Annotated in this window: 22 protein-coding genes; 12 read left to right on the plus strand and 10 right to left on the minus strand. The window is 42.5% G+C overall.

What is annotated here, in order from left to right:
* The first annotated feature begins 73 nt into the window (after window positions 1-73).
* Entirely contained in the window at window positions 74-2,134 is a 2,061-nt protein-coding gene (locus tag DXX94_RS03985) for a M13 family metallopeptidase (RefSeq protein ID WP_116014010.1), read from the plus strand.
* Between the two features lie 322 nt (window positions 2,135-2,456).
* A complete protein-coding gene (locus tag DXX94_RS03990; protein WP_116014012.1) occupies window positions 2,457-3,281 on the plus strand; it encodes an L-type lectin-domain containing protein in 825 nt (274 codons plus the stop codon).
* Between the two features lie 138 nt (window positions 3,282-3,419).
* Here the strand turns inward: DXX94_RS03990 and DXX94_RS03995 are convergent, their stop codons facing one another.
* Complete coding sequence (locus DXX94_RS03995; protein WP_181901472.1) at window positions 3,420-4,283, minus strand: substrate-binding periplasmic protein; 864 nt, start codon at window positions 4,281-4,283, stop codon at window positions 3,420-3,422.
* Between the two features lie 429 nt (window positions 4,284-4,712).
* Here DXX94_RS03995 and ahpC point away from each other — a divergent pair, with 429 nt between their 5' ends.
* The 4 genes from ahpC to DXX94_RS04015 all read left to right on the plus strand — a co-directional run bounded on the left by ahpC (window position 4,713) and on the right by DXX94_RS04015 (window position 8,257).
* Window positions 4,713-5,282 (plus strand): alkyl hydroperoxide reductase subunit C, encoded by a 570-nt coding sequence (gene ahpC / locus DXX94_RS04000; protein WP_115999828.1) that lies wholly within the window; start codon window positions 4,713-4,715, stop codon window positions 5,280-5,282.
* A 209-nt stretch (window positions 5,283-5,491) separates the two neighbouring features.
* The gene (gene ahpF / locus DXX94_RS04005; protein ID WP_116014015.1) at window positions 5,492-7,072 is read left to right on the plus strand and encodes an alkyl hydroperoxide reductase subunit F; all 1,581 of its coding nucleotides are present in this window, start codon (window positions 5,492-5,494) and stop codon (window positions 7,070-7,072) included.
* Window positions 7,073-7,304: 232 nt separating this feature from the next.
* Window positions 7,305-7,739, plus strand: coding sequence for a CBS domain-containing protein (locus tag DXX94_RS04010; RefSeq protein ID WP_116014016.1), 435 nt, complete (start codon window positions 7,305-7,307; stop codon window positions 7,737-7,739).
* A gap of 56 nt (window positions 7,740-7,795) precedes the next feature.
* Window positions 7,796-8,257 (plus strand): GNAT family N-acetyltransferase, encoded by a 462-nt coding sequence (locus tag DXX94_RS04015; protein ID WP_220348034.1) that lies wholly within the window; start codon window positions 7,796-7,798, stop codon window positions 8,255-8,257.
* A gap of 89 nt (window positions 8,258-8,346) precedes the next feature.
* Here DXX94_RS04015 and DXX94_RS04020 read toward each other — a convergent pair whose 3' ends face one another.
* The 3 genes from DXX94_RS04020 to DXX94_RS04030 form a co-directional block, all read right to left on the minus strand.
* Entirely contained in the window at window positions 8,347-8,535 is a 189-nt protein-coding gene (locus DXX94_RS04020) for a YgaP family membrane protein (RefSeq protein WP_116014019.1), read from the minus strand.
* Between the two features lie 91 nt (window positions 8,536-8,626).
* Window positions 8,627-9,265 carry a Crp/Fnr family transcriptional regulator gene (locus tag DXX94_RS04025; RefSeq protein ID WP_116014021.1) on the minus strand — a complete coding sequence of 213 codons (639 nt, stop codon included), beginning with the start codon at window positions 9,263-9,265 and terminating at the stop codon, window positions 8,627-8,629.
* Between the two features lie 83 nt (window positions 9,266-9,348).
* Complete coding sequence (locus DXX94_RS04030; protein WP_116014022.1) at window positions 9,349-10,191, minus strand: AraC family transcriptional regulator; 843 nt, start codon at window positions 10,189-10,191, stop codon at window positions 9,349-9,351.
* A gap of 180 nt (window positions 10,192-10,371) precedes the next feature.
* Between DXX94_RS04030 and DXX94_RS04035 the strand changes: the two genes are divergently transcribed.
* From DXX94_RS04035 to DXX94_RS04060, 6 genes are all read left to right on the plus strand, one after another.
* Window positions 10,372-10,848 carry a YHS domain-containing (seleno)protein gene (locus tag DXX94_RS04035; protein ID WP_115999821.1) on the plus strand — a complete coding sequence of 159 codons (477 nt, stop codon included), beginning with the start codon at window positions 10,372-10,374 and terminating at the stop codon, window positions 10,846-10,848.
* A 2-nt stretch (window positions 10,849-10,850) separates the two neighbouring features.
* Window positions 10,851-11,162 (plus strand): thioredoxin family protein, encoded by a 312-nt coding sequence (locus DXX94_RS04040; protein ID WP_116014024.1) that lies wholly within the window; start codon window positions 10,851-10,853, stop codon window positions 11,160-11,162.
* A gap of 40 nt (window positions 11,163-11,202) precedes the next feature.
* Entirely contained in the window at window positions 11,203-11,505 is a 303-nt protein-coding gene (locus DXX94_RS04045) for a BufA1 family periplasmic bufferin-type metallophore (protein ID WP_115999819.1), read from the plus strand.
* Window positions 11,506-11,580: 75 nt separating this feature from the next.
* Window positions 11,581-12,528, plus strand: coding sequence for a DUF692 domain-containing protein (locus tag DXX94_RS04050; RefSeq protein ID WP_116018279.1), 948 nt, complete (start codon window positions 11,581-11,583; stop codon window positions 12,526-12,528).
* A complete protein-coding gene (locus tag DXX94_RS04055) occupies window positions 12,471-13,457 on the plus strand; it encodes an HvfC/BufC N-terminal domain-containing protein (RefSeq protein ID WP_116014026.1) in 987 nt (328 codons plus the stop codon). Before DXX94_RS04050 ends, DXX94_RS04055 begins: the two co-directional genes overlap by 58 nt.
* Before the next feature lie 91 nt (window positions 13,458-13,548).
* The gene (locus DXX94_RS04060) at window positions 13,549-13,992 is read left to right on the plus strand and encodes a DoxX family protein (protein WP_115999817.1); all 444 of its coding nucleotides are present in this window, start codon (window positions 13,549-13,551) and stop codon (window positions 13,990-13,992) included.
* Between the two features lie 407 nt (window positions 13,993-14,399).
* On the opposite strand, the gene kdsA is transcribed toward DXX94_RS04060, so the two are convergent.
* The 6 genes from kdsA to prfA all read right to left on the minus strand — a co-directional run bounded on the left by kdsA (window position 14,400) and on the right by prfA (window position 20,156).
* Complete coding sequence (gene kdsA, locus DXX94_RS04065; RefSeq protein WP_116014027.1) at window positions 14,400-15,245, minus strand: 3-deoxy-8-phosphooctulonate synthase; 846 nt, start codon at window positions 15,243-15,245, stop codon at window positions 14,400-14,402.
* 16 nt (window positions 15,246-15,261) lie between these two features.
* Window positions 15,262-16,509 carry a DUF819 family protein gene (locus tag DXX94_RS04070; protein ID WP_116007517.1) on the minus strand — a complete coding sequence of 416 codons (1,248 nt, stop codon included), beginning with the start codon at window positions 16,507-16,509 and terminating at the stop codon, window positions 15,262-15,264.
* 14 nt (window positions 16,510-16,523) lie between these two features.
* The gene (locus DXX94_RS04075; protein ID WP_116014029.1) at window positions 16,524-17,321 is read right to left on the minus strand and encodes a SirB1 family protein; all 798 of its coding nucleotides are present in this window, start codon (window positions 17,319-17,321) and stop codon (window positions 16,524-16,526) included.
* A 129-nt stretch (window positions 17,322-17,450) separates the two neighbouring features.
* Window positions 17,451-17,813, minus strand: a complete 363-nt coding sequence (locus DXX94_RS04080) for a SirB2 family protein (RefSeq protein ID WP_115999813.1) — start codon at window positions 17,811-17,813, stop codon at window positions 17,451-17,453.
* Window positions 17,814-18,150: 337 nt separating this feature from the next.
* Complete coding sequence (gene prmC / locus DXX94_RS04085) at window positions 18,151-19,050, minus strand: peptide chain release factor N(5)-glutamine methyltransferase (protein ID WP_116018281.1); 900 nt, start codon at window positions 19,048-19,050, stop codon at window positions 18,151-18,153.
* Window positions 19,051-19,067: 17 nt separating this feature from the next.
* The gene (gene prfA, locus DXX94_RS04090; protein ID WP_116014031.1) at window positions 19,068-20,156 is read right to left on the minus strand and encodes a peptide chain release factor 1; all 1,089 of its coding nucleotides are present in this window, start codon (window positions 20,154-20,156) and stop codon (window positions 19,068-19,070) included.
* Between the last annotated feature and the right edge of the window lie 2 nt (window positions 20,157-20,158).

Consider the following 20,158-nt stretch of genomic DNA (forward strand, 5'->3'; position numbering starts at 1 on the left):
TAGCGCTTCCAGATCAGATTCATTACTATCTGGTGCGTTAAAACATTCCAAGTAGAAAATGTAGAGTAACTATATGAAAACAATTCTATCTTCTGCAATTTGTTCATCATTGCTATTGCTAGCTGGCTGTAACGCCATATCAGAATCAGCAACTACTGAAACAAGTTTCAAACAAACCGCACTTGCCTCTGGTATTAGCCAAGCAAACATGGACATGAGTGTTCGCCCGCAAGATAACTTCTACCGTTACGTTAACGGTGGCTGGTTAAAAGCAACTGAAATTCCAGGCGATAAAACGGCTATTGGCTCATTCTACGATTTACGTGATGACGCTGACGAAAACGTTAAAGCGATCATCGAAGAGCTAGCTGCTACGCCTAACTTGCAAGCAGGTTCAGATGAGCAAAAAGTTGCTGACTTATTCCGCTCTTATATGGATCAAGAAAAGCGTAACGGTTTAGGCATCATGCCAATTAAACCAATTTTAAATGACATTAAGGCATTGAAAAACAAGTCTGATTTAATGGCGTTTTTTGGTCAATACCAATCAGTTGGTGTGACCAGCCCAATGTATTTATACATTAGCGTTGATGCCAAAGACTCTAGCCGTTATGCAACCCATGTGTGGCAAGGTGGTTTAGGTTTACCTGACAAAGATTACTACTTTAACGATGCACAGCGCTTTGTTGATTTGCGCGCCGGCTACAAAGCACATATCGCGAAAATGTTTGCATTAGCAGGCTTTGACAATGGTGAAAAAGCAGGCGAAACAGTATTAGCATTAGAAACTAAGATGGCTGAATACCACTGGACACGTGTGCAATCACGCGACAGTGAAAAGCGCTACAACAAATTTGAAACAGCTAATTTAAAGAGTGTTTCGGAAAACATTGATTGGTCAGCATACCTAGCAGCTCAAGGTGTTGCTTCGCAAAAAGACTTAATTGTTAACCAACCAGACTTTATCGAAGGCTTTGGTAAAGTATTAGCAGAAACGTCACTTGCTGATTGGCAAACTTACTTAAAATTCCACACGTTAAGTGCCTACTCAAGTTACCTAACTGCCGATTTAGACAACGAAAACTTTGAGTTTTTCTCAAAACAATTAAGTGGTCGTAAAGAGCAACGTCCTCAATGGAAACGTGGCGTTAGTGTAGTAAACAGCAACTTAGGTGAAGTGATCGGTAAAGTTTACGTATCACGTCACTTCAAGCCTGAAGCCAAAGCACGCATGAGTGAGCTAGTGGAAAACTTACGTAGCGCTTACGGTAAATCAATTGATAACCTAGCGTGGATGTCTGACGAAACCAAGCAAGCGGCACAAGTTAAACTTGCGGCGTTTACTCCGAAAATCGGCTACCCAGACAAGTGGGAAGATTACTCATCATTGATGATCAAAGGCGATGACTTAGTGGGCAATATCATTCGCTCAGGTAAAGTATCGCACCAAAAAGAAGTCGAAAAATTAGGCGGCCCAATTCGCAAATGGGAATGGGGTATGACACCGCAAACGGTCAATGCTTACTACAACCCAACCGTTAACGAAATTGTTTTCCCCGCGGCAATTTTACAACCGCCATTCTTTAACATGAGTGCTGATGATGCGGTTAACTACGGTGGTATTGGTGCAGTAATTGGTCATGAAATGGGTCACGGCTTTGACGACCAAGGTAGCCGCTATGATGCTGACGGCAACCTGCGTAACTGGTGGACTGAAAACGATTTAGCCGAGTTCCAAAAGCGCGCGGCAAACTTAGTTGAGCAGTACGATGGTTACCAAGTATTTGAAGACTTAAACGTTAACGGTAAGTTGACGCTAGGTGAAAACATTGGTGATTTATCAGGTGTGACGATCGCTTATAAAGCTTATAAGGCGTCGCTTAATGGTAAAGAAGCACCAGTGATTGATGGCCTAACAGGCGACCAACGCTTCTTTATGGGTTACGCACAAATTTGGCGTTCAAAAATCGTTGAAAAATCAATGCGTAATCGCGTAGCGACTGACCCTCATTCACCGGGTGAGTTCCGTGCACTAGGTTCACTATCGAATATGGATGAATTCTACCAAGCGTTTGATGTAAAAGAAGGCGATGCGATGTATATCGCGCCAGAGCAACGTGTGAAAATTTGGTAATAAAACCATAACGTATAGGTCAACTAATTCAGGGTTATGCTGGTTTAGTTGGCCTACAACTCAAATTTTATCCCCTTCCGGCAATTTCGCCCCACAGTTTTCATATTGACCACTTGCCTCAATTTTTAACTCTCTCCCTCATTTAGCTTTGAAAAAGTCGAACAGCTACTTGCTCACCTATTAGGTGTGTCGGCAAATTGTTGTAAATAATATGTTAATGCTTTACTAAATGGTATTTTTAGATTAGATTTCGCCCTGTTTAATACGCTAGCGATATTTGCTGGCAATGTTGTTATAAACTTTAGTAATGCAAGGATGAAGTATGAAGAAGTTAGCTAGTTTCATTACCGCAACGATGCTTAGCCTACCAGCAACTGCTGGTATGATCGTAAGCCAAACGGATTTTTCCGACACTTCAGCATGGCAACTTAATGGCGATGCTACGCAGAATAATGATCGCTTGGTACTCACTCAAGGGCTCTCACAAAGTGGTAGCGCCTTTTTAAGTTCGTCGATTAATTTATTGAACGACACCTCATTTAGTGCGTTTTTTACCTTTGAAATTTCTCAACCAGTGGGTTTAACCGACGTTGATGGCATACAAGGTGCTGACGGCTTAGTGTTTGTCGTACAAACAAATGACACCAATGTCGGGAGTCAAGGTTTAGGCATTGGCTATCAAGGGATTGCCAATAGTTTAGGCATTGAGTTCGACACTTGGACAAACACAACGCTAAACGATATTGATGGCAACCATGTTGGTATCAACCTTGGCGGTAACAGCCAATCAGTTGCACAAGCATCTGAAAGCGATGCATTTAATACTGGTGGTATTTGGTCCGCATGGATTGATTACAACGGTATTAATGATTTGCTGGAAGTACGGTGGTCAAATACAGGAACTCGCTCTAGCGATGCAGGTTTATCACTAAATGTTGATTTAGCTAGTGAACTGGGCAGTAGCGATGCTTTCTTCGGCTTTACCTCTGGTACCGCAGCTGGTGGCGGCTTACACGAGATTGTTAGCTTTGAATTTCGCAATGATTTTGCGCCCATCAGCGCAGCTACGGCAATTGATGCACCGCCAGCTATTGCGCTAATGTTAGCTGGCCTGATTGGCATCGGGTATCGCAGAAAAGTAAAGTAGTTATATAACGTATTGATGCCAATCCGCATAACCTTAGGTATGACAATGCTTGCATAGCTGGCGTTGTCATACTGCTTTTACAGTGCTTGCTTAGCACTACATTCCCCAGACAGTTCTTTAATCAAACCCGCGACAAGCTTAATAATTGTCTACATATCGCTTAATAATCTTATCGATATCGCCTGCTTCAACCATCTGTTCCAGTGCCATGCGCCATTTTTCAATATCTGTTGATGACATATTTAAGCCACCAGCTAAATACAATTCAGGTTCAATAAGCACTTCATGTTCGCTCAAGTTTTCTACTGGATAACTAGACTTTGAGGTTAAATAGCGGGCTAAGTGGAATTCTGTAAACCAATGTTTTACCAACTTTTCTGCCAGTAAGCTTAAACAGGCTTGTTCACTGGTTACCGAAATATAGTCTGTTTCACCATGGTTTTTCAGCCACGCTTCCATTGGCGTGTCGTAATGAACACAAAGCTTTGCACGATAATGCGGCGCTTCAGAGGCGATTGAATCTACTTGATCTGACTCTATTGCGCTGCCCGCCATTAACTGCTCGCCTTGGCTAGCGTTTATAGTTTCTTGCCAACTTAACAAGCCCACTTTTATTGATACAACGGGCCCAATCCAAGTGTATAGGTGCTCACGCTCTGGGGTGCGCGCTAAGCCCGCCATCAAGGTATTTGGTTGATGTGATAGGGTTGATAGCGCGCGCTTTAGTGGCAAAATTTTACGATCAACTTGATAACCTATGCTTTGCGCTGCTTGTGCGGCAACATCCATATTAATACCAACAACCTTATTTTCCTGCTGCCATGAAAACGGAGGAACTTCCGCCCCAATTAACGTGACTTTAGGTGTCGCATAGATGGCGGTCGATGCAGGTAAAATGGTGAAAACAACCAGTGGTCGTAATAACGTTTTCAGCAGCTTAATGGTCAATGGCAAAGGTACAGCACTCAAGTTGAAGAAAGAATCAAACCAAGAATCAACCAATGGTAGCCTTAACCCCCTTCTACTGCAATTTAAGTTAGTTCCGTATATTTAATGATATTTTGGTGCGTAGCCAAACAAAATGATTAAAATCTAATACAGCAAAATAGTTAATGCTTGGATGAGGCCAATTTTATAGTTTTTTTGTGCTAATAATTGAGCACTAAATCACCATTTAGAAAAACGGTTCAATAATCAACTATGAATTTTTTAATTCAATTACATGACAACCGATAAGCTGGCAATTAAAAACAACCAATATACCCTTATAATTCAACAACCTAACAATTTAAACTTCATCGTTCACTTTTTTCGATTGCAACAATCTACTCAATTAATTTTGAATTAGACACAACTTCCCCTATCATTCTCCCCGTAACAAACAAACAGACTTTTTTAGTTCATTACAGAACAACTATACGGAGAACGAAAATGACTCAATCATTAATCAATACAAAATTACAACCATTTAACTCAACAGCTTTCCACAACGGTGATTTCGTTGACGTAACTGAGCAAGACTTACTAGGTAAATGGTCTGTAGTAATGTTCTACCCAGCAGATTTCACTTTCGTATGTCCTACTGAATTAGGTGACATGGCTGACCACTACGCTAAGCTTCAAGAAATGGGCGTTGAAGTATACTCAGTATCAACTGACACTCACTTCACTCACAAAGCATGGCACGATGCGTCAGACACAATCAACAAGATCAAGTTCCCAATGCTTGCTGACCCTACAGGTAAAATCTCTCGCAACTTCGGCGTACTAATCGAAGAAGAAGGTTTAGCATTACGTGGTACTTTCGTCATCAACCCTGAAGGCGAAATCAAAGTTGCTGAAATTCACGACTTAGGTATTGGTCGCTCTGCATCTGAGCTAGTTCGTAAGGTTCAAGCTGCACAATACGTAGCTGAGCACGACGGTGAAGTATGTCCAGCAGCTTGGACTCCAGGTGAAGAGACACTTGCTCCTTCTTTAGACCTAGTAGGTAAAATCTAAGCTAGCCTTTAGGTTAACGCCTAGAAAAGCTCTAATTGCAGATAAGGCTTAGGCCTAAGCCTTATCTGCTGACTCAAAGAGTTTCTAAATGGCTTAGCTAGATAACAAAGCGTAACAGTAGTTCTCACTGTCACGACTTAAGCTAAGCCACCATAATCCCAATTTTATTAGCATTGCTGCATCAATTGATGTGAGCGCAGGAGTTTATCATGTTAAATTCAGACTTAAAAACGCAGTTGAAAACTTATTTAGCGAACATCACAAAGCAAGTAACATTGAGCCTTGCCCTTGATGACAGCGCTAAATCACAAGAATTAAAGCAGTTGGCAGACGATATTGCATCGCTATCAACACTTATCAAGATTGAAAACAGCACAGACGCAGCAGCACGTAAGCCGTCAATGACTGTTATCTCAGAAACTGGCACTAAATTAGCTTTTGCCGGTATCCCATTAGGCCACGAGTTCACGTCACTAGTGTTAGCACTATTGCACTCAGGTGGTCATCCGATCAAAGTATCGGAAGAAGAAATAGAACAAATTAAATCGTTAGAAGGTGAGTTCCATTTTGACACTTACATTTCTTTAAGCTGTCAAAACTGCCCAGACGTAGTCCAAGCCTTAAACATTATGGCAGCAATCAATCCGCAAATTACCAGCACTATGATTGATGGTGGCTTGTTCGAAAGCGAAGTAAAAGATCGCAACATTATGGCGGTGCCAAGTGTTTACCTAAACGGTGAAAGCTTTGGTCAAGGCCGTATGTCACTAACCGACATTTTAAAGAAAGTTGATAAAAACGCAGGTGCTAAGCAAGCAGAAAAGCTTAACGAAAAAGAAGCATTTGACGTATTAATCGTCGGTGGTGGCCCAGCGGGTGCTTCAGCTGCTGTTTACGCAGCGCGTAAAGGCATTAAAACGGGTATTGTTGCTGACCGTTTCGGTGGTCAAGTTTTAGAAACTGTCGGTATTGAAAACTTTATCTCAGTGAAGAAAACCGAAGGCCCTAAATTAGTCGCTAGCCTTGAAGAGCACGTAAAAGACTACGACGTTGACATTATGACAGGTGCAAAAGGCGTTAAGTTAAGCAAAGACGAGCTAGTCAACATTGAGCTAGACAATGGTGCCACACTAAAAAGTAAGAGTGTCATTGTTGCTACGGGTGCACGCTGGAGAAAAATGAACGTACCTGGTGAAGCTGAATACAGCGGCTCTGGTGTAGCTTACTGCCCACACTGTGACGGCCCACTATTTAAAGGCAAAAAAGTGGCGGTGATCGGTGGTGGTAACTCAGGTATTGAAGCGGCGATTGATTTAGCAGGTATTGTTGAGCACGTGACTGTACTAGAATTTGATTCAAAACTACGTGCTGACGAAGTATTGCAACGCAAAGCAAAGTCTATGGGTAACATTACTATTCTTACTCAAGCGCAAACTACCAAAGTATTAGGCGACGGTAACAAGGTAACTGGCCTTGCTTACACTGACCGCGCCACAGGTGACAGTCACGAACTTGAACTAGCAGGTATCTTCGTTCAAATCGGCTTAGTACCTAACGCTGAATGGTTAGATGGCGACATTGATTTAACTAACCGTGGTGAAATCATTGTCAACGAGCGCGGCGAAACGTCAATGGATGGTGTATTTGCAGCCGGTGATGTAACCACTTCACCATACAAACAAATCGTTATCGCTATGGGTAACGGCGCCAATGCTAGCTTAGCAGCGTTTGATTACTTGATTCGCCAGGTCGATGAAAAAGGCGAAGAATCAGTTGAAAAAGTGGCTTAGTTTCATTTAAAAGCCAAATACGGCGTTATCGCCTACATTGAGAAAAGTTAAAAAGCAGCCTCGGCTGCTTTTTTTGTTTTTTGCGCTATAATCGGCGAAATAGTTATTGCTAACAGCGGTTTATGTCTGCCTTTTGAAAAACTTCCTGTACGGGTAAACCAGTGGTATTGTGCCAAACAATGGCAAAACAGATACAGCCTCTATTAGATAGCAGAGTGAGTAACGTAGACGAATGCTTAGTGTTGCAGAATTCATGACTCGCGATGTCATCAAAATTAACCTTGATGAGCGCCTGAACAAAGTTAAAGAGATCTTTGATCAATATAAGTTCCATCACTTACTTGTGGTTGATAACAACAATGCGCTATGTGGTGTACTCTCGGATCGCGACTTATTCAGAGCACTGAGTCCTAATGTTGGCCTTGCTTCTGAAACCGCAAGAGACGCGGCGACGCTAAATAAGCGGGTACATCAAATCGCTGCTCGCAATCCCGTTTGCTTACCAACAAGTGCTAGTATTACCGATGTCGTCAAGCAGTTACATGAACACCAAGTAACCTGCATGCCAATTGTGGACGAAATCAAACGACCTGTGGGTATTGTAACCACCAAAGATATTATTCGCTTACTTCACGACAAAATTGAACCATCAAACACCAACCTTTAGCCAATGTCCAAAGCCCAAAGCCCAAAGCCCAAAGCACAAAGCACAAAGAGAGTATAATGACTCCAATAACTATTCGACCAGCAACGCTAATTGATATACCTACACTTGAATTATTCGAGCAAGGGGTCATCAGCGCGGAGCGCCCTGTGGCTGACAACTTGCGCAGTGGTGATATTACCTATTATGACTTAGCAGCACTTATCACAAGCGACGAATGCCAATTATTGGTAGCTGAAACTAGCAGCAAGCTAATTGCCAGCGGTTACATTAAAGTTAAACCCTCGCCTGCTCACCACAAGTACACAAACCACGGCTATATTGGATTTATTTATGTAGAACCTGAATTTCGCGGCCAAGGCATTAGCCAACAAGTGATAAAAGCGTTATTTGATTGGGCTAAACAGCAAGGAATTACTGAAGTGCTGCTCGATGTTTATAACGACAACGCCCCCGCCATTAAGGCCTATGAAAAACTAGGCTTTAAAAAAAGCCTAGTGCAAATGCGAGTTGAAGTTTAACTGAGCTTGAGCGTTGCCCTCTTGTCTTAGCGTCTTTAAGCAGCGTCTTTAAACAAAAGCGCATGGCAAAACGAGCAAGGTTCAAGTTTTTATCCTTTGGTTTTGCTGGTCTTAATACCGAATATTGCATACGCTGGGCAAAATTTAACAAGACCAGTTGCCACTAAAACAGCACCAAGCCAAGCCCATAGCGGCCCGCCAATAATCACCCAAATAATAAGTAATGAACCTAATAAAACCCGTAATATGCGATCAATCGTGCCAATATTTAACGTCATTGATTTTTCCTCTTGTTATCCAAAATCTCTTAAAAGCTGGCTTCGAGTATATGGTGGGAAAAATTAGTTTCAGTGACTAAAGTCACACAAGCTAATCGACAAACAACCTTAGTTGATCTGGGTCAATAAGCTGGATCTGTTTTCTCGACAAGGCAACTATTCCCTTGTCTTCAAACTGTTTTAATAAACGACTGATGATTTCACGAACGCTCCCCAATTCATCGGCAATTTTCTGATGCGAGCAACTAATAACTGGGCCTTGCTCTAATAAGTAGAGCGCTAAACGTTTGTCTAATTTTTTAAACGCGACAGCATCCACTAATTGCATTAAATGGGTAATGCGGTATGAAAAAGTATGAAATATTTGTGCGCTAAAGCTCGGCTCATTCGCCATCAACTCTAAGAAAAGCGATTTAGGTACGCTAATACCTGACACCTCTGTTTCGGCAATACTGCTAGCAGGATAGCGATCGCCACTAAGTAAACAACTGATTGTTAAGATACAAAGTTGCTCAGGGCTAACGCGATAAAGTGTAATTTCTCGGCCCGTATCACTTTGCGAAAACACCCTTATTGTACCGCTGGTGACAATTGGCATCATTTGACACTCATTTGTTATTTCAAATAAACGAGTACCGACAGACACACTAAAAGTGTTAGCTTGCTCTTTAACAAAACTCATACTTGACGAAGAAAGACTATCGAAAATCGGACACGCTATCAGGTTCATTTTAATTCACTAAAGAAGTTAATTTCGCATATTCCAGCAATAACAATTAACGCAAAGAATGTTATGCAACAGTATTTTTCACACTAGGTTTGTTGCGCTTCTTCCAAGGCTTTTTTCAACCAAGCTTTCGGCGATAACTGACATGTTTTATTAAAAGCGCGCGATAGTGTTGACGGGCTTTCATAACCGACAAGCTGAGCACAATGGTCAACACTTTTACCGCTTAAAAGATGCTTTTGTGCCAATGAAACACGCCAGCGAGTTAAATAATCATTCGGTGTTTCACCTAGTACTTGCTTAAACAGCGGAGAAAATTTAGAGCGTGACATCAATGCTACTTCAGCCATTTCATCTAGCCCCCACGGGTGAGCAGGTTCGTTGTGCACAGCGCTAATCACTTTAGATAAAAACGGATGTGATAAGCCCGCAAGCAAACCTTGCTCAATTTTACGCTCAATAATTAAATGCCTTAATAAGCACACTATAAAGACTTCCATCAGGCGATTTAAAATAGTCTGCTTGCCTAAATTGTCTGATAAGGCTTCGTTCACCATCCAAGCAAAGCTATCGTTTAGTGCAGTTGCTTGACGCAAGGGTAGAATAATTGCCTCTGGTAATGCTTGGGTTAGTGGACTTTGCTGGCCAATACCATATTGCACGGTTGCACAAATCACCTCTGCATTGTCAGACTCAGTTGCGCGCAACAGATGCTGTTTAGGCCGAGGGAAAAATACAATACTTGGCTCATCAAGCAACTGCTCGCTGCCGTCTGCATCAGCAAGAGTTAAGGTGCCGCTGTGCAATATATGAATATGGCCTTCAACATGGCTTTCGTCACCAAACGCCGATAAACCACACAGCTGGCCAGTGTAAAAAACCCCTGCTTGAATACTAAAATCTTGAATAATTTGTGATAGTTGATCCATTGAATTACTTTATTTAGGTTTTTCAATCACTTAATCGAAAACCATTTAGGTTTGGACGATTTGCACGATTTTGTGGACGATTGTAGCCCAAGCCGTTTCATTTCGGCAGTACTATTTTCATCACTACGACGCAGCAGCAAATTGGCTGCAATCGAATTTAAAATGATGAGGATATACAAAATGAAAAACTTTGCACTTAAATCAATTACTGCCAGCCTTTTATTAGCAGCTTCTAGCTTCAGCTTCGCCGCTGATGTTGAGATGAACGCAGATGCTAACGACTTAGCCATTAAAGGTTTTGATCCAGTGGCTTACTTCACAATGAATAAGCCGGTTGAAGGTGACATCAACTTTACTGCAACGCATAAAGGTGCCATCTACCGCTTTAGCTCAGAGTCTAACCGCGACAAGTTCAGAGCAAACCCTGATAAATACGCACCACAATACGGCGGTTACTGTGCTTTCGGTGTGACGATGGAGAAGAAATTCGACACTGATCCAACAGCTTGGAAAATCGTTGATAACAAACTTTACCTTAACCTGAACAAAAATGTACAAAACCGTTGGGTGCAAGACACGCAAGGTAACATTGATAAGTCAGACGATATTTGGGGCGATATCAAAGATAAAACATTAGAAGAGCTTGCAGAGGACTAATAATGGCGGCAATTGAAGTAACCGATATTGATCATTTTGCTGAGTTAATCGCTAACAATGACAAAATCGTAATTGACTTCTGGGCACCGTGGTGCGCGCCATGTCGCGCCATGATGCCAGTATTCGAAAAAGTATTTAGTGGTGATGCCATCGAGGCAACAGGTGTTAAAGCAAATGTAGATGAACTGCCAGTGTTGGCACAAAAATTCGGCATTCGCTCAATACCCGCAATAATTGTTATCGAAAATGGCGAAGTAAAAACCCAAAGCTCGGGTCTAATGAACGAACAGGCTTTGCGCGACCTTGTCGCCTAACCGTTCAGCCTAAGCATTAACGTTTAACAGGAGATTTTTTATGAAAAATCAATTAGCACTTTCAGCGGCACTTGCAGCGGTCGTATCTATGGGTGTCATCAACAGCGCTGAAGCTGCTGATAACGAGCGTAAACGCGCTCCCAAAGAGCGTTGCTACGGCATTAGCCCTGCTGGCCAAAATGACTGCGGTAACTTAGCAGGTACCCACTCTTGTGCGGGTCAATCAACCATTGACAACGATCCAGGCGAGTGGCGCTTAGTGAATAAAGGTAGCTGTGAGTCACTAGGTGGCATGCTACGTAAAGAAGCGAAAGCTAAATTTAAGGCGATGCAAAACAGCTAGCCGAACTAGGTGGTTGCCTCGGGTAGCCACCAAAAAGGTTCAATTAAGACAGTTCATCATGTTGGGAAGGAAGCGATGTCTTATCAATTAACACAACGTCAAAACCATAAAAGCATCAGCAGCGAGCAATCGCAAGTACTACCTCTTATTGGTGTTGGTTTGCGTCATGTTCATTATCAAGACGCGCTGACTTCCCCCTTTAATATTGATTTCGTTGAAGTGCACGTGGAAAACTTCTTCGCTAAAGGAGGGATCACCCAAGCGATTCTCAACGATATCAAAGCGCAATACGCGGTTAGCCTACACGCAACCTCACTTGGATTAGGTTCAACCGAGCCAGTACCTGAACCACACCTAAAACGCTTTAGTGAGTTAGTGGAACAAGTTCAGCCAATACTGGTATCAGATCATGCTTGTTTTAGTTGGGGACAACTAAACGATTTAACGGTACACGCTGGTGATTTACTGCCTGTGCCATTTAATCAAGAAAGCTTGGCTGTTATGGTGGCGAATGTAAACAAAGTTCAGCAACAACTTGGCCGTCGTATTCTCGTAGAAAACTTGTCTGCTTATATCACTCCAGCAAATTCGACTATGAGTGAAAGTGAGTTCTTGATTGAGCTCTGCCGACAAACAGATTGTCGTTTATTGTTAGATTTAAACAATTTAATGGTTAACGCAATTAACACTCAAGCTGCCCATTCGAAACAAAATGGCACCCATGACAAAGCAACAAAACCCGTTGATCTTGCCTTGGCACAGTTATATGAGTTTCCAAGTCATGTGATTGGTGAAATTCATTTAGCGGGATGTAGCCCAGTTGGCGAAACAGGCATAATGATTGACGACCATAGTCAGCCAGTGTCTGGCGATGTTTGGCGATTATACGAAACGGCATTAACGCGTTTTGGGGCAGTGCCAACCTTGATTGAGTGGGATATGGACTTACCTGACTGGCAGACGTTATGCCAACAAGCCCAGTTAGCGAGAAAAATTGCCAAGCAGGTGTTGCCATGTCATTAACCAAACCATCAATTAAATCATCAAGCAACGCGTTAAAGCGCTATCAGAGTGATCTATTGGCAGCAATTATGCAGCCAAATTCTGACGGCAATGGTTTTGACAACAATGATTTCGACAACGTTGGATTAACGATTTATCAAAACAACTTTTTAGCGAGTGCCAAACGTTCACTTGCTAACAGTTTTCCCGCTGTAAAAGCCTTGCTAGAAGAAAATTTTGATGTCGCTGTTAATCATTACTTGCGAGCTCACTTAAAAACAAACGCCGATTGGGCATTGATTGGTGAGCAATTTGCCAGCTATTTAGCCAATGAGCCAGCATTAAGCGCGTTACCTTACCTTGGCGATCTCGCCGAGTTTGAGTATGCAATGTTTATTGCAGAGCGCGCCAGTGATAAAGCACTCGCACTTGGCAGTCTGTCATTGCTTGAAAAAGTTGATAGCCAACACTTAAAGATGAATTTTGCACCGGGTTTTGCCTTGCTAAATTCACCTTTCCCGATTGCTGAACTCCGTTCTCTGCTCACTGCAGAGCATGGTAATGAGCAAGATACCGAACAAGTAGCTGAACAGGCGATAAACCAAGCGTTCAATGCCTTGCTTGAACAGCCGATACAAACACATTATTTCGCTGTTTATCGCGTTGGCTACCAAGCGAAATCACTATCGCTATCAGCCGTTGATTACCTAGGCTATGAAAGGTTCAGCTCGTCTGCGTCCATCAATGATGCACTCGTCGCACTTGAAGCGCCTTATTCTCAAGCAGAGCATAGCCCTGAGCAAGGCAATGAGCACAAAAGTGAGCATAGCCTTGATGAATTTGATTTATCGCACTGGCTTGCCGACGCCATTAAGCATCAATTACTACTGGGCATTTTCGAGCTCAGCGATGTTAGCAAAGGCTCAAGTGCTGCCAGCAATACAAGTTAATCACCACAACAACTTTAACGCACTGTGATACAAGGCTAACTAAGTTTTGATGTCACGCTGCAAATCAACAAAATTTTACAATGAGGAAATTATGAATAGCAAAATTACCCTGCTAAGGGACTACTACAACTTTTTATTCGGTTTGTTTGATTACTTGCAGGCGCCAGCCTTGGCATTTGCAAGGCTCTACATCGGCTGGATTTTCTTTAAAGCCGGCTTAAGCAAAATTGACGACTGGGAATCAACATTATTTCTGTTTGAATATGAATATGTTGTGCCGTTTTTATCCTATGAAGTCGCCGCTTATATGGCAACGATTGGTGAGTTAGTATTACCTGTATTACTCGCGGCTGGCTTACTTACACGCTTTGCTGCAGCAGGTCTAACAATTGTAAATATAGTTGCTGTTATTGCCTACTTAGACATCTCATTAGCAGCAATTAACATGCATATTGTTTGGGGATTAGCACTAGCAGCTGTAATGTTGCTTGGCGGTGGCAAATTCTCACTCGATAATAAGTTAAAGATAAGCTAAACACTTATTCAGTATGCAGTAAAAAAGGCTAACAGATTAATTTTGTTAGCCTTTTTTTGTTTTTTGTGCAAGGACGTTGTAAAGTTAATAGGTTAAATAAAGCAGTTTCTCTATTGGGTAATGGTTCAATTGGGTAATGGTTCAATTAGATACTGGTGTTGGCTTGCAAATAAAGAGAGTAACAACTGAAATAACAAGGCTAAGCCGATTGCTGATTCAGTTCAATAGAACAGAGCGATTTCTTCAATACGTAGCATTCTGAACAAACAACTTTCACAAAAAACAACTTTCACAAAAACAACTTTCGCAAAAACAACTGACAAAAAAAAGCCACTGGTTGATTAACAACAAGTGGCTTTTATTTTTTAGCTTGCACCTACGGCTGCTACAAAAGTAAATTGAGGGGTTTAGCTCGCAGTATCTAGCGGCTCAAAACCTTTTACTAAATCATCAATCGCTTTCATCTGTGCTAAATAAGGCTCAAGTTTATCGAGTGGCAGTGCACAAGGGCCATCACATTTCGCTTCATTTGGGTTCGGGTGCGCTTCAATAAACAAGCCTGCGATACCCAATGCCATACCGCTGCGAGCAAGCTGTGCCGCTTGTGCACGGCGACCATCCGCAGAGTCGCTACGACCACCTGGCTTTTGCAAAGCATGTGTCGCGTCAAAAATCACCGGCGCTTGTTGCGTCATTTCATCCATTGCCAGCATATCAACCACAAGGTTGTTATAACCGTAACAACTACCGCGCTCACACAACATAATTTGCTCGTTACCTGCCTCACCAAACTTTTTGATGATATGTCGCATTTCGTGAGCGGCTAAAAACTGAGGTTTTTTGACATTGATTGCAGCTCCGGTTTTTGCCATCGCAACAACAAGGTCAGTTTGACGAGCAAGAAATGCTGGCAATTGAATAACATCAACCACATCAGCCACAGGTTGTGCTTGGTAAGGTTCATGAACATCCGTAATGATTGGCACATTAAAGGTCTTTTTGATTTCTTCAAAAATTTTCATACCTTCGTCAAGGCCAGGGCCACGGTAAGAGCTCACCGAAGAGCGGTTCGCCTTGTCAAACGACGCCTTAAACACATAGGGAATCCCCAACTTTTGGGTGACTTCCACGTAGTGCTCACAAATTTGCATCGCTAAATCACGCGACTCAAGTACATTCATACCACCAAAGAGCACAAATGGATTGTTATTTGCCACTTCAATGCCTGACACAACAACCTTTTCAATTGTCATAAGTTTTCCTTAAAAATTAACCTGATGCAGCTTGCATTAAGAGGCCACAAAGATACGCCATGTAAGTGCCAACACCGTAGCCTAGCACAGCCAATAGTACACCTACTGGTGCAAGCGATGGGTGAAATGCCGAAGCAACCACAGGGGCAGAGGCCGCACCGCCGACATTAGCTTGACTACCCACAGCCATGTAAAAGAGTGGTGCTTTGATCAACTTAGCCACCGTCAGCATCAATGTGGCGTGGATTAACATCCAAATCGCCCCAATAACGAAATAAATCGGCGTTTCCGCGATGGCTAGAATATTCATATGCAAGCCAATCGACGCAATCAAAATGTAGATAAAACTCTGTGCCACTTTGGAAGCACCATAAGCTTCTATTTCGCGAACGCGGGTAAACGACAAACTAATACCAATAGTCGTGGCGATAACCACTAACCAGAAGAATTTACTGTTTAAGCTAAACTCTTTTGCCCAAGGGAAGGTTTCGCCAAAGTACGGCCCAAGAAAATCTGCACAGAAGTGGGCAAAACCCGTGATGGTAAAGGCAATAGCAATCATACGAATATAATCGTTTAACTGCGGTGTTTTGCTATTTTGTGCTTGGTACTCTTCAACTTTAACTTTTAGTTCTTCAATCGCAGAAGTGTCGGCACCAGTTTTCGCATCAATTTCTTTATGCTTAGCCGCCATAAACAGCAATACCGCCAACCATAAGTTAGCGACAATGACATCAACAGTCACCATGGCTGAGAAAATATCGCCGCCCACTTCAAACATTTCTTTCATTGATGCTTGGTTGGCACTGCCGCCAATCCAGCTACCAGCTACTGTTGTCATCCCACGCCATACCGCGTCTGGGCCATGCCCGCCAATCGCTTCTGGGACTAGCGCGCTCATAATTAAAATGGCAATCGGGCCACCAATCACAATACCTAAAGTACCGGTTAAGAACATGATCAAGGCTTTAGGGCCAAGGTTGATAATGGACTTGAGATCAATACTAATCGTCAACAACACCAAACAGGCAGGTAACAAGTAGCGAGAGGCAACATAGTAAACATTTGAACTATGGCCATCAGCAATACCAAAGGTGTTAAGTAGCGAGGGAATAAAGTAGCACAGCAATACTGCTGGTACATAAGTATAAAACTTACGCCAAAACGGGTGGCTGCTATGCGCGGTTTTAAACACTGTCCCTAGAATAAGGGCCAGCAAACCTAAGACCACCGCATCATTAGTGATTAAAGGATTATGAGTCATTAAGGCTCCGTGAATTAGTGTAAAATTGTATTGGAAATTTTTATATTATCTAATTGTATTTTTAGTATTTGTGCTGCCGGATCTTGTGGGCATTCATTCACAAAATATTGATAATCATCGTACGCCACTTTAAAGCAATCGAGTTGATGAAGCAAAAACCCGCGATCGCGACGCTGGAATGGATCATCAGGCTTTAAGGTAATTAACACATCAACACAACGCAGCGCTTCTGTGTATTGTTGCGCGTCAATTAGCGCATTTTTCAACGCGCTAAGGTACTCCACCAACACCGCTTTGGTGTCCATGGATTCAAGATATTCTGAAGGTTCTTGCGGTAATTCGTCTAAGCGAGTATCTAACTCTTCCCAGTTAAGTGACTCACCATTAAGCGGATCGAAAATAATGGCAAACTGCTGATCACAAATCAGCCTTAACATGACCTTTTCTGGTACAAAAACGAGATCAATTTCAAAGCCACATTGTTCGCCTATCGTTTTAAATACAACGGCTTTTAGTACAGGGTGAATTTCACGGTGTGAAACTGCTTCAGCAAGTTTTAATGCAGCTACAGGCCAGCTATTTCTTTTCGTTTCAATAAACAATAAATCAAGAAACAGCAAATTAATGAAATGTTCCGCTTGTGCCAACGGCTCTTCTATATCCGCCAGCTCTTGCTCGCAATATTCCACCATTTCGTCAATCAGAGGGAGTACCGATGACTTATGTTCAAAGATAAATTCTTCAACAAGCATAACTGCACGCAGCAAGTCTTCTCGTTCGGTATTTATTTCAGACAACAACAAATCATTCATGAAAAGAAAAATTAGACCCAATAAAAACTAAAGGGACAATATGGGGATGGAAAACTACAAATTAAAGGGCTGAATAAAATTGTTCAGCCCAACTGCTTATTTACTAGACGTTAACTTTCAAAAAGACAGTTAAAAGAAGAAGGTTTCTTTGGTATGAGCGATTTTAAAGACCAGCATAACCCAGCCCATTGCTCCGACATAACCGAAAATCTGCATGGTGCGATTGCGAGCGAATTTTAAGGCATAGATGCCAGTAAAGATATAAGCGACTATCGCCATCAGCTTTTCAGCTAACCACAACTGCTCTGTTGGATTCAATGCTAGTTTTACCGCCATCACAACACCAATACCGAGTAAAAACGTATCAATTACGTGCGGAGATATCTTCACCCATTTTTTGTCTAGCATTTGCGGTGATTTCAGTAACCAGAAAAAGCGCAATGTAAAAAAGCTTACGCTGATAATTGCCAGCGTCATGTGTAAGTGTTTCATATTTCTACCTTAATGGTGTGCCCTAGAAAATTATTGTTATATACCCATGCGACTTCAAAGAGCTTGTTTCAGTTGGAATTAAAAGCGGTTTAGGCAAGGCATTGATTACAGAGAATGGTCGTTCCCTTGTCACAATCAATAACGCAGCATAAATCGCTTTTAAACCAACCCTTTGGGCGCTTCACAGGAACTCACTCTATGCGTTGCAGCTTATTGAAAGGGAATGACCATTCCGGCAAGCTGCGCCTTGATATTGAGCCCCTGTGACAGCGCTGAAATCAAGCTTCTTGATGTAGCATGGGTATAACATTAGGCCAAAGCTGTTAACTCAGCCTAATTAAGCTAAGCATGCCCAAGTTATCCGATCATTGCCAGCTAAGTCTTGCTCAGTCTGTGCATTTTGATAGCCGTTGGCAATCAGAATACCCCTTACTGCTTGGCCTTGCTGATAGCCATGTTCGAGATATATTGCGCCGCCGCTAGCAAGGTAACTTTTCGCTTCACTAACGATATGCTCAATATCAGCAAGCCCTTGATTATCCGCAACCAGCGCAGATTTCGGTTCAAATCTCACATCGCCAGCCACTAAATGTGGATCAGCTTCATCAATATACGGTGGGTTGCTTACAATGATATCAAACTTATCTTCGTTGCTTTGCGCATTGACCTCGCTAAACCAATCAGACTGATAAATCTTAACGTGATTAAGCGCTAAATGCTGTGCATTTCGCTGCGCCAATTTTACCGCATCAGGATTAAAATCAACTGCTTGCACTTGCCAACTAGGATTTTCTGAGGCCAGTGCTAAGGCGATTGCACCTGTGCCAGTTCCTAAGTCTAATAGTTGTAGGTTGCCTTTATCATGGTTTGGCGAATAATTAGGCTGATGATTAGCTTGATGATTAGCTAAAACCAACTCAATCAAGGTTTCGGTATCTGGGCGTGGGATGAGCGTTGAAGGTGCAACAAAAAATGGCAGCGACCAAAACTCTTTAACACCAACAATATAAGCAATTGGCTCGCCTGCTAAACGTCTATCGAGCATTTGTTGAAATGCGCTTAATTGAACTTCGGTGAGCTGCTTATCGTGCCAAGTAATAAGATAAGTTAAGGTTTGCTCAAATACGTCGGCAAGCAGTACTTTCGCATCAAGCAAGGGGGAGTCAGAGACATCAGCAAGCTGCTTGCTTGCTGATGCTAAAACAACTTCTATGCTAGGAAGTACTTCACTGTTCAAAACCAAAACTCGACAGTTTAGTTTTGATCAGCAAGTGACGCTAATAAGTCTGCTTGGTTTTCTTGAAGGATTGGCTCCATCACCAACTGCAAGTTACCTTCAATCACTTCGTTTAAGCGATATAAAGTTAAGTTAATGCGGTGGTCTGTCATACGCCCTTGCGGGTAGTTGTAAGTGCGAATACGCTCAGAGCGATCACCACTAGCGACTAGGCTGCGACGTGACGACTCTTCTTCTGCGCGGCGCTTGTCATCTTCCGCTTGTTGTAAACGTGCTTGTAGCACAGACATCGCTTGTGCACGGTTTTTATGTTGTGAACGTTGATCCTGACATTCCACCACCAAGCCGGTTGGAATGTGGGTAATACGAATAGCAGAGTCGGTTTTGTTAACGTGCTGACCACCAGCACCAGAGGCGCGGAAAGTATCGACTTTTAAGTCAGCTTTGTTAATTTCAATCGCTTCAGATTCCGGAATTTCTGGCATTACCACGACAGTACAAGCAGAGGTATGGACACGACCTTGTGATTCAGTTTCTGGTACACGTTGCACGCGGTGACCACCCGACTCGAACTTCATCTCACCGTAAACGCCTTCGCCGTTAATTTTTGCGATGATTTCTTTGTAGCCGCCCTGCTCACTTTCATTCATGTTCATTACTTCCACTTTCCAGCCTTTTTTCTCGGCATAGCGGCTGTACATGCGGAAAATATCACCAGCGAAAATAGCAGCTTCATCACCACCGGCACCAGCGCGAATCTCAACGAAGCAGTTGTTATCATCGTTAGGATCTTTCGGCAGTAAGAGAATTTGTAGCTCTTGCTCTAGCTCTTCAATTGCCGCTTTTGCTGCTTTGTGCTCTTCTTGCGCCATTTCGCGCATATCTGGATCACTGTCTTTAAGCATTTCGTTGGCCATTTCCAAATCTTCTTCAGCAGATTGGAAAGTTTGGAACACCTTAGTGGTGCCTTCTAGTTGAGAGAACTCTTTTGACAAGGCTTTGAACTTTTCCTGATCAGCAATGGTTTCAGGATCAGACAATAACGCCTGTACTTCTTCAAAACGCTCAACTAAACCTTCGAGCTTGCGGTATACGGATTCTTTCATTT

Source organism: Thalassotalea euphylliae (assembly GCF_003390375.1).
Taxonomy (GTDB): Bacteria; Pseudomonadota; Gammaproteobacteria; order Enterobacterales; family Alteromonadaceae; genus Thalassotalea_F; species Thalassotalea_F euphylliae_A.

Coding starts and splice junctions, on each gene's coding strand:
- DXX94_RS03985 (WP_116014010.1), top strand. CDS start 74: ATGAAAACAATTCTATCTTCTGCAATTTGTTCATCATTGCTATTGCTA.
- DXX94_RS03990 (WP_116014012.1), top strand. CDS start 2,457: ATGAAGAAGTTAGCTAGTTTCATTACCGCAACGATGCTTAGCCTACCA.
- ahpC (WP_115999828.1), top strand. CDS start 4,713: ATGACTCAATCATTAATCAATACAAAATTACAACCATTTAACTCAACA.
- ahpF (WP_116014015.1), top strand. CDS start 5,492: ATGTTAAATTCAGACTTAAAAACGCAGTTGAAAACTTATTTAGCGAAC.
- DXX94_RS04010 (WP_116014016.1), top strand. CDS start 7,305: ATGCTTAGTGTTGCAGAATTCATGACTCGCGATGTCATCAAAATTAAC.
- DXX94_RS04015 (WP_220348034.1), top strand. CDS start 7,796: ATGACTCCAATAACTATTCGACCAGCAACGCTAATTGATATACCTACA.
- DXX94_RS04020 (WP_116014019.1), bottom strand. CDS start 8,535: ATGACGTTAAATATTGGCACGATTGATCGCATATTACGGGTTTTATTA.
- DXX94_RS04025 (WP_116014021.1), bottom strand. CDS start 9,265: ATGAACCTGATAGCGTGTCCGATTTTCGATAGTCTTTCTTCGTCAAGT.
- DXX94_RS04030 (WP_116014022.1), bottom strand. CDS start 10,191: ATGGATCAACTATCACAAATTATTCAAGATTTTAGTATTCAAGCAGGG.
- DXX94_RS04035 (WP_115999821.1), top strand. CDS start 10,372: ATGAAAAACTTTGCACTTAAATCAATTACTGCCAGCCTTTTATTAGCA.
- DXX94_RS04040 (WP_116014024.1), top strand. CDS start 10,851: ATGGCGGCAATTGAAGTAACCGATATTGATCATTTTGCTGAGTTAATC.
- DXX94_RS04045 (WP_115999819.1), top strand. CDS start 11,203: ATGAAAAATCAATTAGCACTTTCAGCGGCACTTGCAGCGGTCGTATCT.
- DXX94_RS04050 (WP_116018279.1), top strand. CDS start 11,581: ATGTCTTATCAATTAACACAACGTCAAAACCATAAAAGCATCAGCAGC.
- DXX94_RS04055 (WP_116014026.1), top strand. CDS start 12,471: ATGCCAACAAGCCCAGTTAGCGAGAAAAATTGCCAAGCAGGTGTTGCC.
- DXX94_RS04060 (WP_115999817.1), top strand. CDS start 13,549: ATGAATAGCAAAATTACCCTGCTAAGGGACTACTACAACTTTTTATTC.
- kdsA (WP_116014027.1), bottom strand. CDS start 15,245: ATGACAATTGAAAAGGTTGTTGTGTCAGGCATTGAAGTGGCAAATAAC.
- DXX94_RS04070 (WP_116007517.1), bottom strand. CDS start 16,509: ATGACTCATAATCCTTTAATCACTAATGATGCGGTGGTCTTAGGTTTG.
- DXX94_RS04075 (WP_116014029.1), bottom strand. CDS start 17,321: ATGAATGATTTGTTGTTGTCTGAAATAAATACCGAACGAGAAGACTTG.
- DXX94_RS04080 (WP_115999813.1), bottom strand. CDS start 17,813: ATGAAACACTTACACATGACGCTGGCAATTATCAGCGTAAGCTTTTTT.
- prfA (WP_116014031.1), bottom strand. CDS start 20,156: ATGAAAGAATCCGTATACCGCAAGCTCGAAGGTTTAGTTGAGCGTTTT.